This window comes from Mitsuaria sp. TWR114, assembly GCF_007997345.1.
Window position 1 is genome coordinate 1 of record NZ_VOSR01000087.1, and the last position, 20052, is coordinate 20052.

The window sequence follows — 20052 nt, forward strand, 5'->3', positions numbered from 1 at the left end:
CAGACTGCTCCACCCCGCGATCGAAGAAAGAGAGTGTAGCACGGAATCGACCGTCGTCTCAACTTCTGACGACAGTCTTCGCAAGATTCAAAGGCCGGCCGCCTGCAGCGATTGGAGGAAGCGGTCAGCGTCCTGGAAGCCGATGACTCGCGCGCCAGCCAGTTCCTCCCCCTTGGGGTCGAAAAAGATCGTGCCTGGGGGACCGAACAGCTTGAAGCGCTTGAGCAGTTCGCGGTCTTCGGCGTTGTTCGCCGTGACATCAGCCTTCAGCAACAGCGCGCCGGCGAGCTTCGCCTGCACGCGCGCGTCGGTGAAGGTGAAGCGCTCCATCTCCTTGCAGGACACGCACCAGTCGGCGTAGAAATCCAGCATCACCGGCTTGCCGGCGGTGCGCAGCGCCTCGTCGAGCTCGGCGACGCTCTTGACCTTGTGGAAGTTCACCGCGACCGGCTCTCCCGTGGCGACCGCCGCGGCTGCGCCCTTACCCGCGCCAACGACACCCGCCAAAGGCTTCAGCGTGTCGGTGCCTCCAGCCGCGACGCCAATGAACTGCGACACGCCGAACACCATCGCCGCGACGGCTGCGCTCTTGCGCAGCCACACGCGGGGCGTGTTGGCCTCGGCGCGCTGGAAATGCCCCAGCAGCGCGGCCAGCGCGATCAACAGCGCCCCCCAGAGCAGCTGCGCGACGACCGCAGGCAGCACCGGCTGCACGATCCACAGCGCGACCGACAGCAGCAGCAGCCCGAAGAAATACTTGACCGTTTCCATCCAGGGCCCGGCGCGCGGCAGGAGCGTGCCCGCCGACAGGCCGAGCAGCAGCAGCGGGACGCTCATGCCCCAGGCCAGCGCGAACAGCGCCAGGCCGCCGACCGCCACATTGCCGGTCTGGCTGATGTAGAGCAGCGCGCCGGCCAGCGGCGCCGCGACGCAGGGGCTCACGATCAGCGCGGAGAGTGCGCCCATCACGAAGACGCTGAAGAACTTGCCGGCGGGCAAGCGCTGGGTCGCATCGGACACGCCGCCGGTGAAGCGGCTCGGCAACTGGATCTCGTAGACGCCGAACATCGACAGCGAGAAGCCGATCAGGAGCAGCGCGAACAGCGTCAGCACCCAGGGCTTCTGGAGGTAGGCTGCCAGGCCTCCGCCCGCGAGGCCCGCCGCGACGCCCAGCGCCGTGTACAGCAGCGCCATGCCCAGCGAGTAGCTGAAGGCCAGGAAGAAGCCGCGCGCCCGCGACGGCGTGCCGCCCTGGCCGACGATGATCGACGACAGGATGGGGAGCATCGGCAGCACGCACGGCGTCAGCGACAACAGCACGCCGGCCGCGAAGAACGCGCCGATGACCAGCCACAGGCGGCCGGAAGCCAGCACCTCGTCCAGCGGCGAGCTCGAACGAGACGCCGCGGCGCCTGCGACCGCGCCTTCGGCGTTGCCGGTCGCCGCGGCTGCCGGCGTCGACGCCACCGCGTTCGATACGCCGAAACCGCTCAGCGCGTCCGGCGCCGCACCGATCTTCACCCCGCCATCGCCGCCGAAGCCCTTCAGGCCCAGCGTCAGCTCGCTCTTCATCGGCGGATAGCACAAGCCCTTGTCCGCGCAGCCTTGGCCGGTCAGCACCAGCTTCAGCGGCGCCGCCTGCAGCGCCGTCACCGGCACCTTGATGCTCAGCCGGTCGCGGTAGGTCTCGACTTCCTTCTGGAAGGTCTCGTCGAACTTGCGCTTGGGCGTCGGCCAGGCGATGTCGCCCAGCGTCGCGCCCGCCGGTTCCAGCTTGAACTGGTCGCGGTACATGTAATAGCCGGGCGCGATCGTGAAGTTCAGCTGGAACTCGCGATCGCCGGTCAACTGCACGTCGACCTTGAAGGCCTGGTCCGGGTCGAGGAAATCGTCGGCGCGAGCCGGGACGGCCAGCAGCGCCGAGGCCAGGGTCAGCAACAGGACCAGCGCCGGCATCAGGCGTCGCATCAAGGCAAGAGGGGTCATGAACGCGGGACGCGTGCGGCTTCGTGGACCGCGTCGTCGAGAGATCGGAAAGGCGCGAAGCTTAGCGCCAAGCGGCACGGCCTGTCGTTGGACTGGCGCCATGCCCGGTCTGCGCTGCGCGTATCGCGGATACACAAGAAAAAAGGCCAGCATTGCTGCTGGCCTTCATGCGCTTGAGCGGGTCGCTGATTATTCAGCGGCGTCGCCTTCAGCCGCTTCCGGACGATCAACCAGTTCGACGTACGCCATCGGAGCGTTGTCGCCGACACGGAAGCCCATCTTCAGGATGCGGGTGTAGCCGCCCGGACGGGTGGCGAAACGGGGGCCCAGCTCGTTGAACAGCTTGACGACGATGTCGCGGTCACGCAGGCGGTTGAACGCCAGGCGACGGTTGGCGACGGTCGGTTCCTTGGCCAGGGTGATCAGCGGCTCGACGATGCGACGCAGTTCCTTGGCCTTGGGCAGCGTGGTCTTGATCGCTTCGTGTTGCAGCAGCGAGACCGCCATGTTGCGGAACATCGCGGCGCGGTGTTCGCTGGTGCGGTTCAGTTTGCGGAGGCCGTTACGGTGGCGCATGGTGCTTTCCTTTCCTTCAGTTATTGCCGGCAGCCGGATCAGGTACTGCCGGGGGCACCGGACGGGTCCTCAGACCCGCCCTCTTTCAAAAAATCAACGCTTGTCGAGACCTTGGGGCGGCCAGTTCTCGAGACGCGAGCCCAGGGTCAGGCCGCGCGAGGCGAGCACTTCCTTGATCTCGTTGAGCGACTTGCGACCCAGGTTCGGGGTCTTCAGCAGCTCGGTCTCGGTGCGCTGGATCAGGTCACCGATGTAATAGATGTTCTCGGCCTTCAGGCAGTTGGCCGAGCGCACGGTCAGCTCGAGCTCGTCGACCGGACGCAGCAGGATCGGATCGAAGCTGCTGGAACGGGCGGCCGGCGCCTGGTCGAAGACGTCGACCAGATCGGTGCCTTGCAGCTGGGCGAAGACGGCCATCTGCTCGACCAGGATCTTGGCCGAGGCGCGGATCGCTTCTTCCGGGCTGATCGCGCCGTTGGTCTCGATCTCCATGACCAGCTTGTCCAGGTCGGTACGCTGCTCGACGCGGGCGTTCTCGACGGCATAGCTGACGCGCTTGACCGGGCTGAACGAGGCGTCCAGCACGATGCGACCGATGGCCTTGGTCGGCTCGTCGCCATAGCGGCGCATGTTGCCAGGCACGTAGCCGCGGCCCTTCTCGACCTTGATCTGCATGTCCAGCTTGCCGCCTTGCGACAGGTGGGCGATGACGTGCTCAGGGTTGATGATCTCGACGTCGTGCGGGGTCTGGATGTCAGCGGCGGTGACGGGGCCTTCGCCTTCCTTGCGCAGGACCAGCGTCACTTCCTCACGGTTGTGCAGGCGGAACACCACGCCCTTCAGGTTCAGCATGATGTGGACCACATCTTCCTGAACGCCGTCGATGGCGGAGTACTCGTGCAGCACGCCCGCGATCGTCACTTCCGTCGGCGCATAACCCACCATCGAGGACAGCAGCACACGGCGCAGGGCGTTGCCCAGGGTGTGGCCATAGCCGCGTTCGAACGGCTCCAGGATCACCTTGGCGCGATGACCGCCCAGGGGCTCCACAGTGATGGATTTGGGTTTGAGCAGATTCGTTTGCATGAGGTCTTTCTTTCAATACCCTCGGTTCGTTACACCGATAAGGCTGAGGGACCAACCAGGCGCGCCCAATACAGCTGACGACGCCCGGACGAGGAAAAGCCGAGCAGGCCCCTGCGGGGCCGCTCGGCAGGCACGAAAGAATTAACGCGAGTACAACTCAACGATCAGCGATTCGTTGATCTCGGCGCCGAACTCGTCGCGATCCGGCGTCTTCTTGAAGACGCCTTCCATCTTGGTGGCGTCGACGGCCACCCAGGCCGGCAGGCCGATCGACTCGGCCAGCTTCAGGCTGTCGGCGATGCGCAGCTGCTTCTTGGCCTTCTCGCGCACGGCGACGACGTCACCGGCCTTCACCAGGTAGGAAGCGATGTTCACGACCTCGCCGTTCACCGTGATGCTCTTGTGCGAGACCAGCTGGCGGGCTTCCGCGCGCGTCGAGCCGAAGCCCATGCGATAGACGACGTTGTCCAGGCGCGATTCCAGCAGGACCAGCAGGTTCACACCGGTCGAGCCCTTGCGGCGCTCGGCTTCGGCGAAGTAGCGGCGGAACTGGCGCTCCAGCACGCCGTACATGCGCTTGACCTTCTGCTTCTCGCGCAGCTGCAGGCCGAAGTCGGAGGTGCGCTGGCCCGAAGTACGGCCGTGCTGGCCGGGCTTGGTGTCGAACTTGGCCTTGTCGCTGATGGCGCGGCGGGCGCTCTTCAGGAACAGGTCGGTGCCTTCACGGCGGGAAAGTTTGGCCTTCGGGCCGAGGTAACGTGCCACTTTGCGTGTCCTTCATCAATCTGACGCGCGCCCGGAGACATTCCAGGCTGCGCGCGAGTCCGGCCAGTGTTTTTGTAGGCTCGGACGGTGGGCTTCAAGAAGTCGAAGACTTCGGCCGAGGGGCGTTTCCACCATCCTCAGCAAAACGGCCGGCTGGCACTGACGCGCCAGCCGGCTGGATCTGATCGAATCAGCGATTATCGCACTGATTGCGACCGCTCTGCGCAAGCGCTTAGATGCGACGACGCTTCTGCGGACGGCAGCCGTTGTGCGGCACCGGCGTCACGTCGGAGATCGAGTTGATGCGGATGCCCAGCGCGGCCAGGGCACGCACCGAGGATTCGCGACCCGGGCCGGGGCCCTTGATCTTGACGTCCAGGTTCTTGATGCCTTGCTCCTGAGCGGCACGGCCGGCCACTTCAGCAGCCACCTGGGCCGCGAAGGGGGTCGACTTGCGCGAGCCCTTGAAGCCCTGGCCGCCCGAGGAGGCCCAGGACAGCGCACCACCTTGACGATCGGTGATCGTGATGATGGTGTTGTTGAACGACGCGTGCACGTGGGCGATGCCGTCGGCAACGTTCTTCCGAACCTTCTTGCGAACGCGCTGGGCAGCCGAGTTATTGGGTGCTTTTGCCATGGTTTGCTTTCTTCAGATGCCGCCGATTACTTCTTGCCGGTCGCCGCCGACTTGCGCGGACCCTTGCGGGTACGGGCGTTCGTGCGGGTACGCTGGCCGCGCACCGGCAGGCCACGGCGATGGCGGAAGCCACGATAGCAACCCAGGTCCATCAGGCGCTTGATGTTGATGGACATCTCGCGACGCAGGTCGCCTTCGATGGTCAGGCGGCCCACTTCCTCACGGATCTTTTCCAGATCGGAGTCGGTCAGGTCCTTGACCTTCTTGTCCAGCGGAATGCCGCAGCTGTTGCAGATCTTCTGCGCGGTCGTACGGCCAATGCCGTAGATCGAGGTCAGACCGATCTCTGTGTGCTTGTGCGGCGGAATGTTGATACCAGCAATACGTGCCATGTGCGTCCTCTAATTCGCTTGCAGTCGTGAGGCCAATCAGCCTTGGCGCTGCTTGTGGCGGGGATCGGTACAGATCACACGCACCACGCCATTACGACGGATGATCTTGCAATTGCGGCACATCTTCTTGACGGATGCCGAAACTTTCATGGTCTGCTCCTTGACCTACTCTGTTCGCTCAATCAGCGTTAATCCGGGGGTTGCTAAAAAGCTCACTTCGCCCGGAACACGATGCGAGCACGACTCAAATCGTACGGCGTCAATTCCACAGTCACCTTGTCGCCCGGGAGGATTCGGATGTAGTGCATCCGCATCTTCCCGGAAATGTGACCGAGAACGACGTGACCGTTCTCCAGCTTGACTCGGAAGGTTGCATTCGGGAGGTTCTCGAGAATCTCGCCTTGCATCTGAATGACGTCGTCTTTCGCCATACCTTCGATACTTGCCGAATTGGGTCTGAATATTTACCTAGCCTGGTGCATCAGTTGGCCTTGAAGCTGGCCTTCTTCAGCAGGGACTCATACTGCTGGCTCATCACATAGGACTGGACCTGGGCCCAGAAGTCCATCGTGACGACCACGATGATCAACAGCGACGTGCCACCGAAATAGAACGGGACGTTGTACTTCAGCGTCAGGAACTCAGGCAGCAGGCACACGCCGGTGATGTACACCGCCCCGGCCAGCGTCAGCCGGGACAGGATCTTGTCGATGTGCCGAGCCGTCTGGTCACCGGGACGGATCCCGGGGATGAACGCACCGCTCTTCTTCAGGTTGTCTGCGGTCTCACGGCTGTTGAACACCAGCGCCGTGTAGAAGAAGCAGAAGAACACGATCGCAGCCGAATACAGCAGCACATAGATCGGTTGTCCCGGACGCAGCGCATCGGCGATGTCCTTCAGCCAGCGCATGCTGTCGCCAGTCGCGAACCAGCTCACCAGCGTGGTGGGCAGCAAGATGATCGACGACGCGAAGATCGGCGGAATCACACCCGACATGTTCAGCTTCAGCGGCAGATGCGAGCTCTGGCCACCGTAGACCTTGTTCCCGACCTGACGCTTCGCGTAGTTCACCAGGATCTTGCGCTGGCCACGTTCGACGAACACAACCAGGTAAGTCACCGCGGCCACGATCACGATCACGATCAGGCACGAGAACACGCTCATCGCACCGGTACGAACCAGCTCGAGCAGGCCACCGATCGCTCCCGGCAGACCAGCGGCGATGCCGCCGAAGATCAGGATCGAGATGCCGTTGCCCAGACCGCGTTCGGTGATCTGCTCACCCAGCCACATCAGGAACATCGTGCCGGCCACCAGACTGGTCACCGCAGTGATGCGGAACCCGAAGCCCGGGCTCAACACCAGCCCCGGAGAGCTCTCCAGCGCGAACGCGATGCTCAGGCTCTGGAAGATCGCCAAGCCCAGCGTGCCATAGCGCGTGTACTGCGTGATCTTGCGACGCCCCGCCTCGCCTTCCTTCTTCAGCGCTTCCAGGCTCGGCACCACGTAGGTCATGAGCTGCATGACGATCGAGGCCGAGATGTAGGGCATGATGCCCAGCGCGAAGACGGTGAAGCGCGACAACGCACCGCCCGAGAACATGTTGAATAGGCTCAGGATCCCGCCCTGCTGGCCCTTGAACAGCTGCTGAAGCTGCGCCGGATCGATACCGGGCACGGGGATGTGCGCCCCGATGCGGTAAACCACCAGCGCGAGGACCAGGAACACCAGCCGGCGACGCAGGTCGCCGAACTTGCCGCTCTTGGCCAACTGGGATGCGTTGCTTGCCACTGCCGCCTAGTCCTGTGCTTGGCTGATTAAGCGACGGAGCCGCCGGCGGCTTCGATCGCCGCCTTCGCGCCGGCCGTCACGCCCAGACCCTTGATCGACACCTTGCGGGTGATCTCGCCGGACTTGATGACCTTCACCGACTTCGCCAGCTCCGACACCAGGCCGACAGCCTTCAGCGTCAGCAGGTCGATTTCATCGCCGGTCAGCTGGTTCAGTTCCGACAGCGTCACTTCCGCGTTGAACGGACGAGCCAGGGACTTGAAACCACGCTTGGGCAGGCGACGCTGCAGCGGCATCTGGCCGCCTTCGAAGCCGACCTTGTGGAAGCCACCGGCGCGCGACTTCTGACCCTTGTGACCACGGCCGGCGGTCTTACCCAGACCCGAGCCGATGCCACGGCCCACGCGACGCTTGGCGTGCTTGGCACCAGCGGCGGGCTTGATGGTATTGAGTTGCATCTTCTATTCCTCGTCGATGCTGTGCTTACAGCACCTGCACCAGGTAGGCGATCTTGTTGATCATGCCGCGCACCGCGGGCGTGTCTTCCAGCGTCTTCGTGCTGTTCAGCTTGCGAAGACCCAGGCCGACGACCGTCGCGCGATGGTCGGCGCGGCAGCCGATCGGGCTGCGGACCAGCTTGACCGTGAGCGTTTTCTTGTCAGACATCTCGATCTCCTGGCGCTCAGTTGAAGATTTCTTCAACCGTCTTGCCGCGCTTGGCCGCCACTTGGGCGGGCGTGGAGCAGCGCTTGAGCGCGTCCAGCGTGGCACGAACCATGTTGTAGGGGTTGGTCGAACCGTGGCTCTTGGTCACGATGTCGGTCACGCCCATCACTTCGAAGACAGCGCGCATCGGGCCGCCAGCGATCACGCCGGTACCGGCGGGAGCCGGAGCCATGATCACGTGCGCCGCGCCGTGCTCACCCACCACGTTGTGCTGGATGGTGCCGTTCTTCAGGGCGACCTTGATCATGTTGCGGCGGGCCGATTCCATCGCCTTCTGCACGGCGACGGGCACTTCCTTGGCCTTGCCCTTGCCCATGCCGATGCGGCCATCGCCGTCACCGACCACGGTCAGCGCAGCGAAGGACAGCGTGCGGCCGCCCTTCACAACCTTCGTGACGCGGTTGACCGCGATCATCTTTTCCTTCAGGCCGTCGTCGTTGCCTTCGGTCTGAGCGCGGGGTTGAAACTTTGCCATTTCCTAATCCTTTGAGCGTCAGAACTGCAGGCCGGCTTCGCGAGCGGCTTCAGCCAGGGCCTTGACACGGCCGTGGTAGGCGAAGCCCGAACGGTCGAAAGCCACCTTCTCGACGCCAGCGGCCTTCGCCTTCTCGGCGATGCGCTTGCCGATCAGGCTCGCGGCAGCCACGTTGCCACCCTTGCCGGACAGCTGCGTGCGCACTTCCTTCTCGGCGGTCGAAGCGGAAGCCAGCACGCGCTGACCGTCTTCGGAGATGACCGAGGCGTAGATGTGCAGGTTCGAGCGGAAGACCGTCAGACGGGCCACACGCTGCAGGGCGATGCGGGCACGCGTTTGACGCGAACGACGCAGGCGTTGTTCCTTCTTGTTCAGCATGGCGCGGCTCCTTACTTCTTCTTGGTCTCTTTGAGGGAGACCTTCTCGTCGGCGTAACGGATGCCCTTGCCCTTGTAGGGCTCCGGCGGACGGATCGCGCGCACTTCGGCAGCGATCTGGCCGACGACCTGGCGATCTGCACCCTTGATCAGGATTTCCGTCTGGGTCGGGCACTCGACCTTGATACCAGCCGGCATGTCCTTGACCACGGGATGCGAGAAACCGATCTGCAGGTTCAGCTTCTGGCCTTGAGCCTGGGCACGGAAGCCCACGCCAACCAGGTTCAGCTTCTTCTCGAAGCCCTTGCTGACGCCGTTGACCATGTTGTTCAGCAGCGCGCGCATCGTGCCGCTCATCGCATCGGCTTCAGCCGATTCGTTGACCGGGACGAAAGTCAGCTTGCCGCCTTCCAGCTTGACCGTGACCAGAGGATTCGCGGCCACGAACAGGGTGCCCTGGGCGCCCTTGACGCTGATCTTCTCAGCGGCGATCGTCGCTTCCACGCCTTGCGGGAGGACGACCGGCATTTTTCCAACGCGGGACATTGTCTGTCTCTCCTTGGCTTAGGCGACGTAGCAAAGCACTTCGCCGCCGACACCGGCTTGACGTGCCTTGCGGTCGGTCATCACGCCCTTCGGGGTCGTGACGATCGCCACGCCCAGGCCATTCATGACCTGGGGAATGTCGTGGCGGCCCTTGTAGATGCGCAGGCCGGGACGGCTCACGCGCTCGATGCGCTCGATCACCGGACGACCGGCGTAATACTTCAGCGCGATCTCGAGCTCGGGGCGGGCAGCATCGCCACGCACCGCGAAATCGTCGATATAGCCTTCATCCTTCAGGACCTTGGCGATCGCGACCTTCAGCTTCGACGAAGGCATCACGACGCTGGCCTTCTCAACGCTCTGGGCGTTGCGAATGCGGGTCAGCATATCGGCGATAGGATCACTCATGCTCATACGAAATCTCCTAAACCTGCCGATTACCAGCTGGCCTTGACGACACCGGGGATGTCGCCCTTGAAGGCCAGCTCACGAATCTTGTTACGAGCCAGGCCGAACTTGCGGAACGTGCCACGGGGGCGGCCGGTCAGTTCGCAGCGGTTGCGCTGGCGGGTCGGGTTGGCGTTCCGGGGCAGCTTCTGCAGCTCCAGGCGGGCCAGATAGCGCTCTTCGTCCGACTTCTTGCTGTCGTCGATGATGGCCTTCAGTTCCGCGTACTTCTTGGCGTACTTGGCGACCAGTTGGGCGCGCTTCAGCTCACGTTGCTTGATCGAGAGTTTTGCCACGGGTCACCTCAGTTCTTGAACGGGAACTTGAACGCAGCCAGCAGAGCCTTGGCTTCGTCGTCCGTCTTGGCCGTCGTCGTGATGCTGATGTTCAGACCACGCAGAGCATCCACCTTGTCGTATTCGATTTCGGGGAAGATGATCTGTTCCTTGACGCCGATGTTGTAGTTGCCGCGACCGTCGAACGAACGACCGGAGATACCGCGGAAGTCACGCACGCGCGGCAGGGCCACGGTGACGAAACGGTCCAGGAATTCGTACATCGTGGCGCCACGCAGGGTCACCATGCAGCCGATGGGCACGCCGTCACGGATCTTGAAGCCGGCGATCGCCTTCTTCGACTTGGTGACGACAGGCTTCTGGCCGGCGATCTTGGTCAGGTCGCCCACGGCGTGGTCCATGACCTTCTTGTCGGCGACCGCCTCGCTCACGCCCATGTTCAGCGTGATTTTGGTGATGCGCGGCACTTCCATCACGGACTTGTAGCCGAACTTCTCGGTCAGACCCGGGACGACCTTCTCGCGATAGAACTCTTGCAAACGAGCCATGTCTTACCCCTTAGGCCTTGATCTCTTCGCCGGTCGACTTGAACACGCGCACCCGCTTGCCATCCGCGCCGAGCTTGATGCCCACGCGATCGGCCTTGCCGGCAGCGGCGTTGAAGATCGCCACGTTGGATTGATGGATGGGCATGGACTTGTCGACGATGCCGCCAGTCGTGCCCTTCAGCGGGTTCGGCTTGACGTGCTTTTTGACGACGTTGATGCCTTCGACCACGACATGGTCGGCATCGACGCGCAGCGTCACGGTGCCGCGCTTACCCTTGTCGCGGCCGGTCAGGACGATGACCTCGTCGCCTGTGCGAATCTTGTTCATGGCAATACCTTTGTCTGAGCGGGGCTTAGAGCACCTCAGGCGCCAGCGACACGATCTTCATGAAGCGCTCGGTACGCAGTTCACGCGTGACCGGGCCGAAGATGCGGGTGCCGATGGGCTCCAGCTTGGCGTTCAGCAGCACGGCGGCATTGCCGTCGAACTTGACCAGGGAGCCGTCCTGGCGGCGCACACCCTTGGCAGTGCGCACGACCACCGCGTTGTAGACCTCGCCCTTCTTGACGCGGCCGCGCGGAGCAGCTTCCTTGATGCTGACCTTGATGATGTCGCCAATATGCGCATAGCGACGCTTGGAACCACCAAGCACCTTGATGCACATGACGGACTTGGCGCCAGTGTTGTCCGCGACGTCGAGTCGCGATTGCATTTGGATCATGTCTGTCCCCAACTTTTCCCGCTCAGGCAACTGCGACCATCGCAGCCATCCAGAGAGCGGTCAGTCTTGGGCCCGTAAGCCAATCACCTGTCACCTTGCGGCGACCCGCGTCTGGCCTAAATGGGCAAGAAACCTAGAACCGAAGGCGGCGCGTTTCAGGAGCGGGCCCCGAAACCCCCGTTGAGTAACGGAGCCACCATTCGGCGAAGCTGCGGATTATGCGCGAAGCACAATCCGCCTGTCAACTGGCGGATTTAGCTGTCAGAGCGCCTGTGCCTGCTTGAGCAGCGTGCCGGCGTCGCTGACCTCGAACTTGCCGGGCGCCTCGATGTTCAGCGTCTTGACCACGCCATCCTTGACCAGCATCGAGTAGCGCTGCGAGCGCAGGCCCATGCCGCGGGCGACCAGGTCCAGCGTCAGACCCGTGGCCTGCGTGAAAGCCGCACTGCCGTCAGCCATCATGCGAACCTTGCCCGCTGTCTTCTGTTCGCGGCCCCAAGCGCCCATCACGAATGCGTCATTCACCGAGATGCACCAGACCTCGTCGACGCCCGCGGCCTTGAATGCGTCGGCTTGGGCCACATAGCCCGGAACGTGCTGCGCGGAGCATGTCGGCGTGAAAGCACCCGGCAGCGCGAAGATCGCCACGGTCTTGCCTGCGGTCAGCTTCTCGATGTCAAAGCTGTTCGGACCGAGCGAGCAGCCCTCGCCCTCGACTTCGATGAATTCCTGCAGATTGCCGGCCGGCAGTCGATCGCCCACTTTCAGCATGACGTACTCCTGGTAGATGTTGTGAAGAAAAGGAAAGCGGCAGAGTGTGCCGCGAAAAATGAAAAATGGCTGCACACCGGGATTACCGGCGTACAGCCATTCATGTGCCAGAGAACGGGGCGCTCCCGGCAGGCGCCGCCACGACGGCGGCGCAGGCGATCAGACCAGCTGAGCCTTCTCGACCAGGCGGGTCACCACCCAGCTCTTGGTCTTGGACAGCGGACGGCCTTCGGCGATCTCGACCACGTCACCCATCTTGTACTCGCCCTTTTCGTCATGGGCGTGGTACTTGCGGGAACGAGCCACGATCTTGCCGTAGAGCTCGTGCTTGGCACGGCGCTCGACCAGCACGGTGACGGTCTTGGCGCGCTTGTCGCTGACGACGCGACCGATCAGGGTGCGGGTGTTCTTCTCTTGAGCTTGCGTCATTTCGCGGCTCCCTTCTTCTCGGCCAGGATGGTCTTGGCGCGGGCGATGTCACGACGCGTCTTGCCCAGCACCGAGGTGTTGGTCAGTTGTTGCGTCGCCTTTTGCATGCGCAGACCAAAGTGGGCCTTCAGCAGATCGGTGACTTCCTTCTTCAGGGCAGCCACATCCTTCGCGCGCAGTTCAGATGCTTTCATGGGGTGTTCTCCAATCAGGCGCCGAGCTGGCGGGTCACGAAGGTGCAGCGCAGGGGCAGCTTGGCAGCGGCCAGCGTGAACGCTTCGCGCGCCAGAGCCTCAGGCACGCCATTGACCTCGTAGAGCACCTTGCCGGGCTGGATCTCAGCCACGTAGTACTCCGGGTTGCCCTTGCCGTTACCCATACGGACTTCGGCAGGCTTTTGCGAGATCGGCTTGTCCGGGAAGATGCGGATGAAGATCCGGCCACCGCGCTTGATGTGACGCGAGATGGCACGGCGAGCCGCTTCGATCTGGCGGGCCGTGATGCGGCCGCGCTCGGTGGCCTTCAGGCCGAAGTCACCGAAAGCGACGGTCGCGCCGCGGGTCGCAACACCAGTGTTGCGGCCCTTTTGCTCCTTGCGATATTTGCGACGAGCGGGTTGCAGCATGTTGAGTTCTCCTTACGCCTGGCCGCCGTCAGCGGCGGGCTTGCGCACCACACGCTTCGCAGCAGGCTTGTCGCCGCCTTCGGCAGGCTTGTCGCCACGACCACGGCCACCCGGCGCGCCCGGACGGGCATTGCGACGGGGACGACGATCATCTTCGGCACCCGGGGGGGTGTTGATCACGGGGGCCTCGCCATTGGCCAGGCGGTCGCCGCGGTACACCCACACCTTGACGCCGATCACGCCGTAGGTGGTCTTGGCTTCGGAGAAGCCGTAATCGATGTCGGCCTTCAGGGTGTGCAGCGGCACACGACCTTCGCGATACCACTCGGTGCGAGCGATTTCGATGCCGTTCAGACGGCCGGCGGACATGATCTTGATGCCCTGCGCGCCCAGGCGCATCGCGTTCTGCATCGCGCGCTTCATCGCGCGGCGGAACATGATGCGCTTCTCGAGCTGCTGGGTGATCGAGTCGGCGATCAGTTGGGCATCGATCTCGGGCTTGCGCACTTCTTCGATGTTGACCGCGACGGGCACGCCCAGACGCTTGGCCAGCTCGGCCTTCAGGTTCTCGATGTCCTCGCCCTTCTTGCCGATCACCACGCCCGGACGGGCCGAGAAGATCGTGATGCGGGCGTTCTTCGCAGGACGCTCGATCAGGATGCGCGAAACGGCGGCGTTCTTCAGCTTGGCCTTCAGGAAGTCGCGCACTTGCAGATCTTCGGCCAGCATGCTGGCGAAGTTCTGGTTGTTCGCGTACCAGCGCGACGCCCAGTTACGGGTGACGGGCAGGCGGAAGCCAGTCGGATGAATTTTCTGTCCCATAGTCTTCCTTCAGGCTCAGTTGCCGACGGTCACGTAGATATGGCAGGTCGGCTTGCTGATGCGATTGCCGCGGCCCTTGGCGCGCGCGGAGAACCGCTTCAGCGTGGTGCCCTGCTCCACGTAGATCGAAGTGACCTTCAGCTCGTCAATGTCGGCACCGTCGTTGTGCTCGGCATTGGCGATGGCCGATTCCAGCGCCTTCTTGATGATCAGCGCGGCCTTCTTCTGGGTGAACTCCAGGATGTTCAGCGCTTGATCCACCTTCTTGCCGCGGATCAGGTCCGCCACCAGGCGACCCTTATCGAACGACAGGCGGACGCCACGAACGATTGCTTTGGTTTCCATCGTCGTCATCCTTACTTCTTACCGGCCTTCTTGTCGGCCGGGTGGCCCTTGAAGGTGCGGGTCAGAGCGAATTCACCCAGCTTGTGGCCGACCATCTGGTCAGACACATAGACCGGCACGTGCTGCTTGCCGTTGTGCACGGCGATCGTCAGACCGATGAACTCGGGCAGGATCGTCGAACGACGCGACCAGGTCTTGATGGGCTTCTTGTCCTTGATGGCAACGGCCTTGTCGACCTTGGCCATCAGGTGGTGATCCACGAAGGGACCCTTCTTGAGGGAACGAGTCATGTGGTCAACCCCTTACTTCTTGCGACGCGAGACGATGAAGGTCTGCGTGCGCTTGTTGTTGCGAGTGCGGTAGCCCTTCGTCAGGGTGTTCCACGGCGACACAGGGGCCTGACCTTCACCCGTACGACCCTCACCACCACCGTGCGGGTGGTCGACCGGGTTCATGGCGGTACCACGCACGGTCGGGCGGATGCCCTTCCAGCGGATGGCGCCGGCCTTGCCGTACTGGCGCAGGCTGTGCTCTTCGTTGCTCACTTCACCGATGGTGGCGCGGCAGTCGATGTGCACGCGGCGGACTTCGCCGGAGCGCAGACGGATCTGGGCGTACATGCCGTCACGGGCCATCAGCACGACCGACGTACCGGCGGAACGAGCGATCTGGGCACCCTTGCTCGGCAGCAGTTCCACGCAGTGGATCGTCGAACCCACCGGAATGTTGCGGATGGGCAGCGTGTTGCCGACCTTGATCGGGGCTTCCGCGCCGCTCAGGATCGAGGAACCGACTTCCAGGTTGCGCGGGGCGATGATGTAGCGACGCTCGCCGTCGGCATAGCACACCAGGGCGATGTGAGCCGTGCGGTTCGGGTCGTACTCGATGCGCTCGACCTTCGCCGGGATGCCGTCCTTGTTGCGACGGAAGTCCACCACGCGGTAGTGGTGCTTGTGACCACCGCCCTTGTGGCGCATCGTGATGTGACCGTTGTTGTTACGGCCAGACTTTTGCTTCTGGGGCTCGAGCAGCGAAGCCTCGGGAGCGCCCTTGTGCAGGTGCTTGTGCACCACCTTCACCACGCCACGACGGCCTGGCGAAGTCGGCTTGACTTTAACGACGGCCATTACGCAGCCTCCCCGGAGAAGTTGAGCTCCTGGCCAGCCTTCAGCGACACATACGCCTTCTTGACGTGGTCGCGACGGCCCAGACGGCCACCGAAGCGCTTGGTCTTGCCCTTGACGTTGACGATGTTCACCGCCTCGACTTCAACCTTGAACATCAGTTCAACGGCAGCCTTGACTTCGGGCTTCGTCGCGTCGCGCAGGACCTTGAACAGGACTTGGTTGTGCTTTTCGCCAGCCATCGTGGCCTTCTCGGACACGATCGGAGCGAGCAGCACCTTGGCCAGACGGCCGTCAGCAAACTTGGGCGCGCTCATGCCAGCATCTCCTTCAGTTGCTCGATCGCGGCCTTCGTCACCAGGACCTTCTTGTAGAAGACCAGCGACAGCGGATCGACGTAGCGCGGCTCGACGACCAGCACGTTGGCCAGGTTGCGCGAAGCCAGCAGCAGGTTGTCATCGACCTGATCGGAGATGACCATCACGTGGTCCAGACCCATGCCCTTGAGCTTGGCGGCCAGCAGCTTGGTCTTCGGGGCTTCGATCGAGATCGAATCCACGACAGCCAGGCGGCCTTCGCGGGCCAGCTGCGACAGGATCGCGGCCATGCCGGCGCGGTACATCTTCTTGTTCAGCTTGTGCGAGAAGTTCTCGTCCGGCTTGTTCGGGAAGATGCGACCGCCCCCACGCCACAGCGGCGAGGAAGTCATACCAGCACGCGCGTTGCCAGTGCCCTTCTGACGGAACGGCTTCTTCGTCGAGTGACGGACTTCAGCGCGGGTCAGCTGAGCGCGGGTGCCTTGACGGGCGTTGGCCTGATAAGCCACGACCACCTGGTGCACCAGGGCTTCGTTGTAATCACGAGCGAAAAGGGTGTCGGGAGCGTCGACCTTCGACGTCGCCTGACCCTGCTCATTCAGGAGCTCGAGTTGCATCAGTTGGCTCCCTTCTTGACCTTGACCTTGACGGCCGGACGGATCACGACGAATCCTTCCTTCGCGCCAGGAACGGCACCACGGACCAGCACCAGCTGGCGGGCTTCGTCGATGCGGACCACGTCCAGGTTCTGGACGGTCACGGTGACGTCGCCGAGGTGGCCGGACATCTTCTTGCCCGGGAACACGCGGCCCGGATCCTGCGCCATCGAGATGGAGCCAGGAACGTTGTGCGAGCGGCTGTTACCGTGCGAAGCGCGCTGCGAACCGAAGTTGTGGCGCTTGATGGTGCCTGCGAAGCCCTTGCCGATCGAGGTGCCCTGCACGTCAACCAGTTGGCCGGCGGCGAACAGCGTCACGGGGACTTGAGCGCCGGCCTTGTATTCGGCGGCGACCGCGGCATCCACGCGGAATTCCTTGATGATTTCACCGGCTTCGACGCCAGCCTTGGCGAGGTGACCCGCTTCCGGCTTCGTGACACGGGACGCCTTGCGCGCGCCGTAGGTCACTTGAATGGCGCTGTAGCCGTCGGACTCTTCGGTCTTGATCTGGGTCACGCGGTTGTTGGACACGTCCAGCACGGTCACGGGGACGGTATCGCCGTCGACCGTGAACACACGCATCATGCCCACCTTGCGGCCCAGCAATCCGAGACGATTGCTAAGACTCATGGTTTTCTCCTGACCCCGAACGCGCCGACGGAGACACCGCCCCGCGCCTGAAGTCATTTCACACACCCGACATCGATTGGCCGGGCCGACAAGCACCGCTCCTTCGTTGAGGACAGGGGTAAAGGCCCCGACACCCCTCCGACGGCGATGCGACGAAGCCGCACCAGGAAACCCCGGCGCGGAAAAGCTGCGGAGTATAGCGTCAACCCTGATCGCACCGCAAGCGAGCCGCTTCGCGCTCCAAAGAAAAAGGCGACCCGAAGGTCGCCTTCCTGATGGCTGCTGGATCGCTCCGGCGGCCTCGCCGCATTACTGCAGCTTGATCTCGACGTCCACGCCGGCCGGCAGGTCCAGCTTCATCAGCGCGTCGACCGTCTTGTCGGTCGGATCGACGATGTCCATCAGACGCTGGTGGGTGCGGATTTCAAACTGGTCGCGCGACGTCTTGTTGACGTGCGGCGAACGCAGGATGTCGAAACGCTCCTTGCGGGTCGGCAGGGGCACGGGGCCCTTGACGATCGCGCCGGTGCGCTTGGCGGTGTCCACGATTTCCAGCGCCGATTGGTCGATCAGCTTGTAATCGAAGGCCTTCAGCCGGATGCGGATCTTTTGCTTGGTAGACATGACTTTTCCTTCAAAGAGCGACGCAATGCCACGGGCATCGCGGAGGCAGCATTGGCGCCGCCGAGTACCGAGCGCGCCGCCCGCCGAAGCTGGCGGCGCCCTTCACCGACACCCAGCGGGTACCAGCAAAAGATTTACTCGATGATGGTGGCCACGACGCCCGAGCCGACGGTACGACCGCCTTCACGGATGGCGAAGCGCAGACCTTCTTCCATGGCGATCGGAGCGATCAGCTTCACGGTGATGCTGACGTTGTCGCCCGGCATGACCATTTCCTTGTCCTTCGGCAGCTCCACGGCACCAGTCACGTCCGTCGTGCGGAAGTAGAACTGGGGACGGTAGTTGTTGAAGAACGGGGTGTGACGGCCGCCTTCTTCCTTGCTCAGCACGTAGATCTCAGCAGTGAAGTGCGTGTGCGGCTTGATCGTGCCCGGCTTGGCCAGCACTTGGCCGCGCTCGACGTCCTCGCGCTTGGTGCCGCGCAGCAGGATGCCCACGTTGTCGCCCGCCTGGCCCTGGTCCAGCAGCTTGCGGAACATTTCCACGCCGGTGACGGTGGTCTTCTGCAGATCGCGGATGCCCACGATCTCGATTTCCTCGCCGACCTTGATGATGCCGCGCTCGACGCGACCGGTCACCACCGTGCCACGACCCGAGATCGAGAACACGTCTTCCACCGGCAGCAAGAACGCACCGTCCACCGCGCGCTCAGGCGTGGGGATGTAGCTGTCCAGCGCGTCGGCCAGGCGCATGATCGCCTGCTCGCCCAGGTCGCCCTTGTCGCCTTCCAGCGCCAGCTTGGCCGAACCCTTGATGATCGGGGTGTCGTCGCCCGGGAAGTCGTACTTGCTCAGCAGCTCGCGGACTTCCATTTCCACCAGCTCCAGCAGCTCGGCGTCGTCCACCATGTCGCACTTGTTCAGGAAGACGATGATGTACTTCACACCGACCTGACGCGCCAGCAGGATGTGCTCGCGGGTCTGGGGCATCGGGCCGTCAGCGGCCGAGCACACCAGGATCGCGCCGTCCATCTGCGCCGCGCCCGTGATCATGTTCTTCACATAGTCAGCGTGGCCCGGGCAGTCAACGTGCGCGTAGTGGCGGTTGGCGGTCTCGTACTCGACGTGCGCGGTGTTGATCGTGATGCCGCGGGCCTTTTCTTCCGGCGCCGCGTCGATCTGGTCGTAGGCCTTGGCTTCGCCGCCGAACTTGGCCGCCAGCACGGTCGCGATCGCGGCCGTCAGCGTCGTCTTGCCGTGGTCAACGTGACCAATCGTGCCCACGTTCACGTGCGGCTTGGTACGTTCAAACTTACCCTTTGCCATTTCAATTCTCCAAAAAGAGCATTCGCCCGGTCTGTTGGTTTAGCGTTTCCGCAGCATCCTGATTCCCCGGCGACCGGCAACCGAGGGGACTTGCTGCGAAGACGAATCGATGATCGAGAAACAGATGAGCCGGCGCTCGAGAGCACCGGCTCAGTTCATCACTTCGCGCGAGCGGTGATGATCGCGTCGGCGACGTTCTTCGGAGCTTCGCTGTAGTGCTTGAACTCCATCGTGTACGTCGCGCGGCCTTGCGTGGCCGAACGCAGCGAGGTCGAGTAGCCGAACATCTCGGACAGCGGCACTTCCGCCTTGATGATCTTGCCACCGCCGACCATGTCGTCCATGCCCTGCACCATGCCGCGACGGCTGGACAGGTCGCCCATCACCGTACCAGCATAGTCTTCCGGCGTTTCGACTTCCACGGCCATCATCGGCTCGAGGATGACCGGGCTGGCGCGACGGCAGGCTTCCTTGAAGCCCATCGAGGCGGCCATCTTGAACGCGTTTTCGTTCGAGTCCACGTCATGGTACGAACCGAAGGTCAGCGTGACCTTCACGTCCACGACCGGGTAGCCCGCCAGCACGCCGTTCGGCAGGCTGTCGATGACGCCTTTTTCCACCGCGGGGATGAACTCGCGAGGAACCACGCCGCCCTTGATGGCGTCGACGAATTCGAAGCCCTTGCCGGCTTCCTGCGGCTCGACCGAGAACACGACGTGACCGTACTGGCCCTTGCCGCCCGACTGACGCACGAACTTGCCTTCGACGTCGGTGACCGACTTGCGGATCGTTTCGCGGTAGGCCACCTGCGGCTTGCCGACGTTCGCTTCCACGCCGAATTCACGCTTCATGCGGTCGACGATGATTTCCAGGTGCAGCTCGCCCATGCCGGAAATGATGGTCTGGCCGGACTCTTCGTCGGTGCGCAGGCGGAAGGACGGGTCTTCGGCAGCCAGACGGCCCAGCGCGATACCCATCTTTTCCTGGTCGGCCTTGGTTTTGGGCTCGACG

The 20052-nt window shown here is 63.3% G+C and carries 32 protein-coding genes and 1 pseudogene; all 33 read right to left on the reverse strand.

Going from position 1 to position 20052, the window contains the following annotated elements; all coding sequences use genetic code 11:
• Positions 1–87: 87 nt before the first annotated feature.
• Positions 88–1986, reverse strand: coding sequence for a protein-disulfide reductase DsbD (gene dsbD, locus FUT87_RS04540; RefSeq protein ID WP_147240225.1), 1899 nt, complete (start codon positions 1984–1986; stop codon positions 88–90).
• A gap of 189 nt (positions 1987–2175) precedes the next feature.
• Positions 2176–2562, reverse strand: a complete 387-nt coding sequence (gene rplQ / locus FUT87_RS04545; RefSeq protein ID WP_091728047.1) for a 50S ribosomal protein L17 — start codon at positions 2560–2562, stop codon at positions 2176–2178.
• A 93-nt stretch (positions 2563–2655) separates the two neighbouring features.
• A complete protein-coding gene (locus tag FUT87_RS04550; protein WP_067065206.1) occupies positions 2656–3648 on the reverse strand; it encodes a DNA-directed RNA polymerase subunit alpha in 993 nt (330 codons plus the stop codon).
• A 141-nt stretch (positions 3649–3789) separates the two neighbouring features.
• Positions 3790–4413: a 30S ribosomal protein S4 gene (rpsD, locus tag FUT87_RS04555; RefSeq protein ID WP_147240226.1), complete on the reverse strand. Its 624-nt coding sequence runs from the start codon at positions 4411–4413 to the stop codon at positions 3790–3792.
• A gap of 232 nt (positions 4414–4645) precedes the next feature.
• Positions 4646–5050: a 30S ribosomal protein S11 gene (rpsK, locus tag FUT87_RS04560; RefSeq protein WP_056194196.1), complete on the reverse strand. Its 405-nt coding sequence runs from the start codon at positions 5048–5050 to the stop codon at positions 4646–4648.
• 26 nt (positions 5051–5076) lie between these two features.
• Positions 5077–5442 carry a 30S ribosomal protein S13 gene (gene rpsM, locus FUT87_RS04565; RefSeq protein ID WP_091728051.1) on the reverse strand — a complete coding sequence of 122 codons (366 nt, stop codon included), beginning with the start codon at positions 5440–5442 and terminating at the stop codon, positions 5077–5079.
• Between the two features lie 36 nt (positions 5443–5478).
• Entirely contained in the window at positions 5479–5592 is a 114-nt protein-coding gene (gene rpmJ / locus FUT87_RS04570) for a 50S ribosomal protein L36 (protein WP_058933616.1), read from the reverse strand.
• A 62-nt stretch (positions 5593–5654) separates the two neighbouring features.
• Positions 5655–5873: a translation initiation factor IF-1 gene (gene infA / locus FUT87_RS04575; RefSeq protein ID WP_009855680.1), complete on the reverse strand. Its 219-nt coding sequence runs from the start codon at positions 5871–5873 to the stop codon at positions 5655–5657.
• A gap of 50 nt (positions 5874–5923) precedes the next feature.
• Positions 5924–7234, reverse strand: a complete 1311-nt coding sequence (gene secY / locus FUT87_RS04580; protein ID WP_091728053.1) for a preprotein translocase subunit SecY — start codon at positions 7232–7234, stop codon at positions 5924–5926.
• Positions 7235–7260: 26 nt separating this feature from the next.
• The gene (gene rplO, locus FUT87_RS04585; protein WP_091728055.1) at positions 7261–7692 is read right to left on the reverse strand and encodes a 50S ribosomal protein L15; all 432 of its coding nucleotides are present in this window, start codon (positions 7690–7692) and stop codon (positions 7261–7263) included.
• 25 nt (positions 7693–7717) lie between these two features.
• Complete coding sequence (gene rpmD / locus FUT87_RS04590) at positions 7718–7900, reverse strand: 50S ribosomal protein L30 (protein ID WP_067065198.1); 183 nt, start codon at positions 7898–7900, stop codon at positions 7718–7720.
• A gap of 16 nt (positions 7901–7916) precedes the next feature.
• Positions 7917–8435, reverse strand: coding sequence for a 30S ribosomal protein S5 (gene rpsE / locus FUT87_RS04595; protein ID WP_091728057.1), 519 nt, complete (start codon positions 8433–8435; stop codon positions 7917–7919).
• 18 nt (positions 8436–8453) lie between these two features.
• The gene (gene rplR, locus FUT87_RS04600) at positions 8454–8813 is read right to left on the reverse strand and encodes a 50S ribosomal protein L18 (RefSeq protein WP_067278827.1); all 360 of its coding nucleotides are present in this window, start codon (positions 8811–8813) and stop codon (positions 8454–8456) included.
• An 11-nt stretch (positions 8814–8824) separates the two neighbouring features.
• Positions 8825–9358 carry a 50S ribosomal protein L6 gene (gene rplF / locus FUT87_RS04605; protein ID WP_091728059.1) on the reverse strand — a complete coding sequence of 178 codons (534 nt, stop codon included), beginning with the start codon at positions 9356–9358 and terminating at the stop codon, positions 8825–8827.
• 18 nt (positions 9359–9376) lie between these two features.
• Positions 9377–9772: a 30S ribosomal protein S8 gene (rpsH, locus tag FUT87_RS04610; protein WP_058933609.1), complete on the reverse strand. Its 396-nt coding sequence runs from the start codon at positions 9770–9772 to the stop codon at positions 9377–9379.
• Between the two features lie 23 nt (positions 9773–9795).
• Positions 9796–10101 carry a 30S ribosomal protein S14 gene (rpsN, locus tag FUT87_RS04615; protein ID WP_067065192.1) on the reverse strand — a complete coding sequence of 102 codons (306 nt, stop codon included), beginning with the start codon at positions 10099–10101 and terminating at the stop codon, positions 9796–9798.
• A gap of 8 nt (positions 10102–10109) precedes the next feature.
• Positions 10110–10649: a 50S ribosomal protein L5 gene (rplE, locus tag FUT87_RS04620; protein ID WP_067278833.1), complete on the reverse strand. Its 540-nt coding sequence runs from the start codon at positions 10647–10649 to the stop codon at positions 10110–10112.
• 10 nt (positions 10650–10659) lie between these two features.
• Positions 10660–10977: a 50S ribosomal protein L24 gene (rplX, locus tag FUT87_RS04625; RefSeq protein ID WP_091728061.1), complete on the reverse strand. Its 318-nt coding sequence runs from the start codon at positions 10975–10977 to the stop codon at positions 10660–10662.
• A 25-nt stretch (positions 10978–11002) separates the two neighbouring features.
• On the reverse strand, positions 11003–11371 hold the full coding sequence (gene rplN / locus FUT87_RS04630) for a 50S ribosomal protein L14 (RefSeq protein ID WP_058933605.1): 369 nt from the start codon (positions 11369–11371) through the stop codon (positions 11003–11005).
• A 261-nt stretch (positions 11372–11632) separates the two neighbouring features.
• Positions 11633–12142 (reverse strand): peroxiredoxin, encoded by a 510-nt coding sequence (locus FUT87_RS04635; protein WP_147240227.1) that lies wholly within the window; start codon positions 12140–12142, stop codon positions 11633–11635.
• Positions 12143–12301: 159 nt separating this feature from the next.
• The gene (gene rpsQ / locus FUT87_RS04640) at positions 12302–12571 is read right to left on the reverse strand and encodes a 30S ribosomal protein S17 (protein WP_091728066.1); all 270 of its coding nucleotides are present in this window, start codon (positions 12569–12571) and stop codon (positions 12302–12304) included.
• The gene (gene rpmC, locus FUT87_RS04645) at positions 12568–12765 is read right to left on the reverse strand and encodes a 50S ribosomal protein L29 (RefSeq protein ID WP_091728069.1); all 198 of its coding nucleotides are present in this window, start codon (positions 12763–12765) and stop codon (positions 12568–12570) included. Before rpmC ends, rpsQ begins: the two co-directional genes overlap by 4 nt.
• Positions 12766–12779: 14 nt before the next feature.
• On the reverse strand, positions 12780–13196 hold the full coding sequence (gene rplP / locus FUT87_RS04650) for a 50S ribosomal protein L16 (protein WP_067065182.1): 417 nt from the start codon (positions 13194–13196) through the stop codon (positions 12780–12782).
• A 12-nt stretch (positions 13197–13208) separates the two neighbouring features.
• Positions 13209–14018, reverse strand: coding sequence for a 30S ribosomal protein S3 (gene rpsC, locus FUT87_RS04655; protein ID WP_067065181.1), 810 nt, complete (start codon positions 14016–14018; stop codon positions 13209–13211).
• Between the two features lie 15 nt (positions 14019–14033).
• Positions 14034–14363: a 50S ribosomal protein L22 gene (gene rplV, locus FUT87_RS04660; protein WP_058937144.1), complete on the reverse strand. Its 330-nt coding sequence runs from the start codon at positions 14361–14363 to the stop codon at positions 14034–14036.
• Between the two features lie 11 nt (positions 14364–14374).
• On the reverse strand, positions 14375–14653 hold the full coding sequence (gene rpsS / locus FUT87_RS04665; RefSeq protein ID WP_056194250.1) for a 30S ribosomal protein S19: 279 nt from the start codon (positions 14651–14653) through the stop codon (positions 14375–14377).
• 12 nt (positions 14654–14665) lie between these two features.
• A complete protein-coding gene (gene rplB, locus FUT87_RS04670) occupies positions 14666–15490 on the reverse strand; it encodes a 50S ribosomal protein L2 (RefSeq protein WP_091728072.1) in 825 nt (274 codons plus the stop codon).
• A complete protein-coding gene (gene rplW / locus FUT87_RS04675) occupies positions 15490–15804 on the reverse strand; it encodes a 50S ribosomal protein L23 (protein ID WP_091728076.1) in 315 nt (104 codons plus the stop codon). Before rplW ends, rplB begins: the two co-directional genes overlap by 1 nt.
• Entirely contained in the window at positions 15801–16421 is a 621-nt protein-coding gene (rplD, locus tag FUT87_RS04680; protein ID WP_091728080.1) for a 50S ribosomal protein L4, read from the reverse strand. The genes rplW and rplD overlap by 4 nt, the downstream gene beginning before the upstream one ends.
• On the reverse strand, positions 16421–17092 hold the full coding sequence (rplC, locus tag FUT87_RS04685) for a 50S ribosomal protein L3 (protein ID WP_091728085.1): 672 nt from the start codon (positions 17090–17092) through the stop codon (positions 16421–16423). The genes rplD and rplC overlap by 1 nt, the downstream gene beginning before the upstream one ends.
• Before the next feature lie 309 nt (positions 17093–17401).
• Positions 17402–17716, reverse strand: coding sequence for a 30S ribosomal protein S10 (gene rpsJ / locus FUT87_RS04690; RefSeq protein WP_067065169.1), 315 nt, complete (start codon positions 17714–17716; stop codon positions 17402–17404).
• A gap of 134 nt (positions 17717–17850) precedes the next feature.
• The gene (gene tuf / locus FUT87_RS04695; RefSeq protein ID WP_091728089.1) at positions 17851–19041 is read right to left on the reverse strand and encodes an elongation factor Tu; all 1191 of its coding nucleotides are present in this window, start codon (positions 19039–19041) and stop codon (positions 17851–17853) included.
• A gap of 158 nt (positions 19042–19199) precedes the next feature.
• A pseudogene (gene fusA, locus FUT87_RS04700) lies at positions 19200–20052 on the reverse strand (elongation factor G); the annotation flags it as partial.

Coding starts and splice junctions, on each gene's coding strand:
- dsbD (WP_147240225.1), bottom strand. CDS start 1,986: ATGACCCCTCTTGCCTTGATGCGACGCCTGATGCCGGCGCTGGTCCTG.
- rplQ (WP_091728047.1), bottom strand. CDS start 2,562: ATGCGCCACCGTAACGGCCTCCGCAAACTGAACCGCACCAGCGAACAC.
- FUT87_RS04550 (WP_067065206.1), bottom strand. CDS start 3,648: ATGCAAACGAATCTGCTCAAACCCAAATCCATCACTGTGGAGCCCCTG.
- rpsK (WP_056194196.1), bottom strand. CDS start 5,050: ATGGCAAAAGCACCCAATAACTCGGCTGCCCAGCGCGTTCGCAAGAAG.
- rpsM (WP_091728051.1), bottom strand. CDS start 5,442: ATGGCACGTATTGCTGGTATCAACATTCCGCCGCACAAGCACACAGAG.
- rpmJ (WP_058933616.1), bottom strand. CDS start 5,592: ATGAAAGTTTCGGCATCCGTCAAGAAGATGTGCCGCAATTGCAAGATC.
- infA (WP_009855680.1), bottom strand. CDS start 5,873: ATGGCGAAAGACGACGTCATTCAGATGCAAGGCGAGATTCTCGAGAAC.
- rplO (WP_091728055.1), bottom strand. CDS start 7,692: ATGCAACTCAATACCATCAAGCCCGCCGCTGGTGCCAAGCACGCCAAG.
- rpmD (WP_067065198.1), bottom strand. CDS start 7,900: ATGTCTGACAAGAAAACGCTCACGGTCAAGCTGGTCCGCAGCCCGATC.
- rpsE (WP_091728057.1), bottom strand. CDS start 8,435: ATGGCAAAGTTTCAACCCCGCGCTCAGACCGAAGGCAACGACGACGGC.
- rplR (WP_067278827.1), bottom strand. CDS start 8,813: ATGCTGAACAAGAAGGAACAACGCCTGCGTCGTTCGCGTCAAACGCGT.
- rplF (WP_091728059.1), bottom strand. CDS start 9,358: ATGTCCCGCGTTGGAAAAATGCCGGTCGTCCTCCCGCAAGGCGTGGAA.
- rpsH (WP_058933609.1), bottom strand. CDS start 9,772: ATGAGCATGAGTGATCCTATCGCCGATATGCTGACCCGCATTCGCAAC.
- rplE (WP_067278833.1), bottom strand. CDS start 10,649: ATGGCTCGTTTGCAAGAGTTCTATCGCGAGAAGGTCGTCCCGGGTCTG.
- rplX (WP_091728061.1), bottom strand. CDS start 10,977: ATGAACAAGATTCGCACAGGCGACGAGGTCATCGTCCTGACCGGCCGC.
- rplN (WP_058933605.1), bottom strand. CDS start 11,371: ATGATCCAAATGCAATCGCGACTCGACGTCGCGGACAACACTGGCGCC.
- FUT87_RS04635 (WP_147240227.1), bottom strand. CDS start 12,142: ATGCTGAAAGTGGGCGATCGACTGCCGGCCGGCAATCTGCAGGAATTC.
- rpsQ (WP_091728066.1), bottom strand. CDS start 12,571: ATGACGCAAGCTCAAGAGAAGAACACCCGCACCCTGATCGGTCGCGTC.
- rpmC (WP_091728069.1), bottom strand. CDS start 12,765: ATGAAAGCATCTGAACTGCGCGCGAAGGATGTGGCTGCCCTGAAGAAG.
- rplP (WP_067065182.1), bottom strand. CDS start 13,196: ATGCTGCAACCCGCTCGTCGCAAATATCGCAAGGAGCAAAAGGGCCGC.
- rpsC (WP_067065181.1), bottom strand. CDS start 14,018: ATGGGACAGAAAATTCATCCGACTGGCTTCCGCCTGCCCGTCACCCGT.
- rplV (WP_058937144.1), bottom strand. CDS start 14,363: ATGGAAACCAAAGCAATCGTTCGTGGCGTCCGCCTGTCGTTCGATAAG.
- rpsS (WP_056194250.1), bottom strand. CDS start 14,653: ATGACTCGTTCCCTCAAGAAGGGTCCCTTCGTGGATCACCACCTGATG.
- rplB (WP_091728072.1), bottom strand. CDS start 15,490: ATGGCCGTCGTTAAAGTCAAGCCGACTTCGCCAGGCCGTCGTGGCGTG.
- rplW (WP_091728076.1), bottom strand. CDS start 15,804: ATGAGCGCGCCCAAGTTTGCTGACGGCCGTCTGGCCAAGGTGCTGCTC.
- rplD (WP_091728080.1), bottom strand. CDS start 16,421: ATGCAACTCGAGCTCCTGAATGAGCAGGGTCAGGCGACGTCGAAGGTC.
- rplC (WP_091728085.1), bottom strand. CDS start 17,092: ATGAGTCTTAGCAATCGTCTCGGATTGCTGGGCCGCAAGGTGGGCATG.
- rpsJ (WP_067065169.1), bottom strand. CDS start 17,716: ATGTCTACCAAGCAAAAGATCCGCATCCGGCTGAAGGCCTTCGATTAC.
- tuf (WP_091728089.1), bottom strand. CDS start 19,041: ATGGCAAAGGGTAAGTTTGAACGTACCAAGCCGCACGTGAACGTGGGC.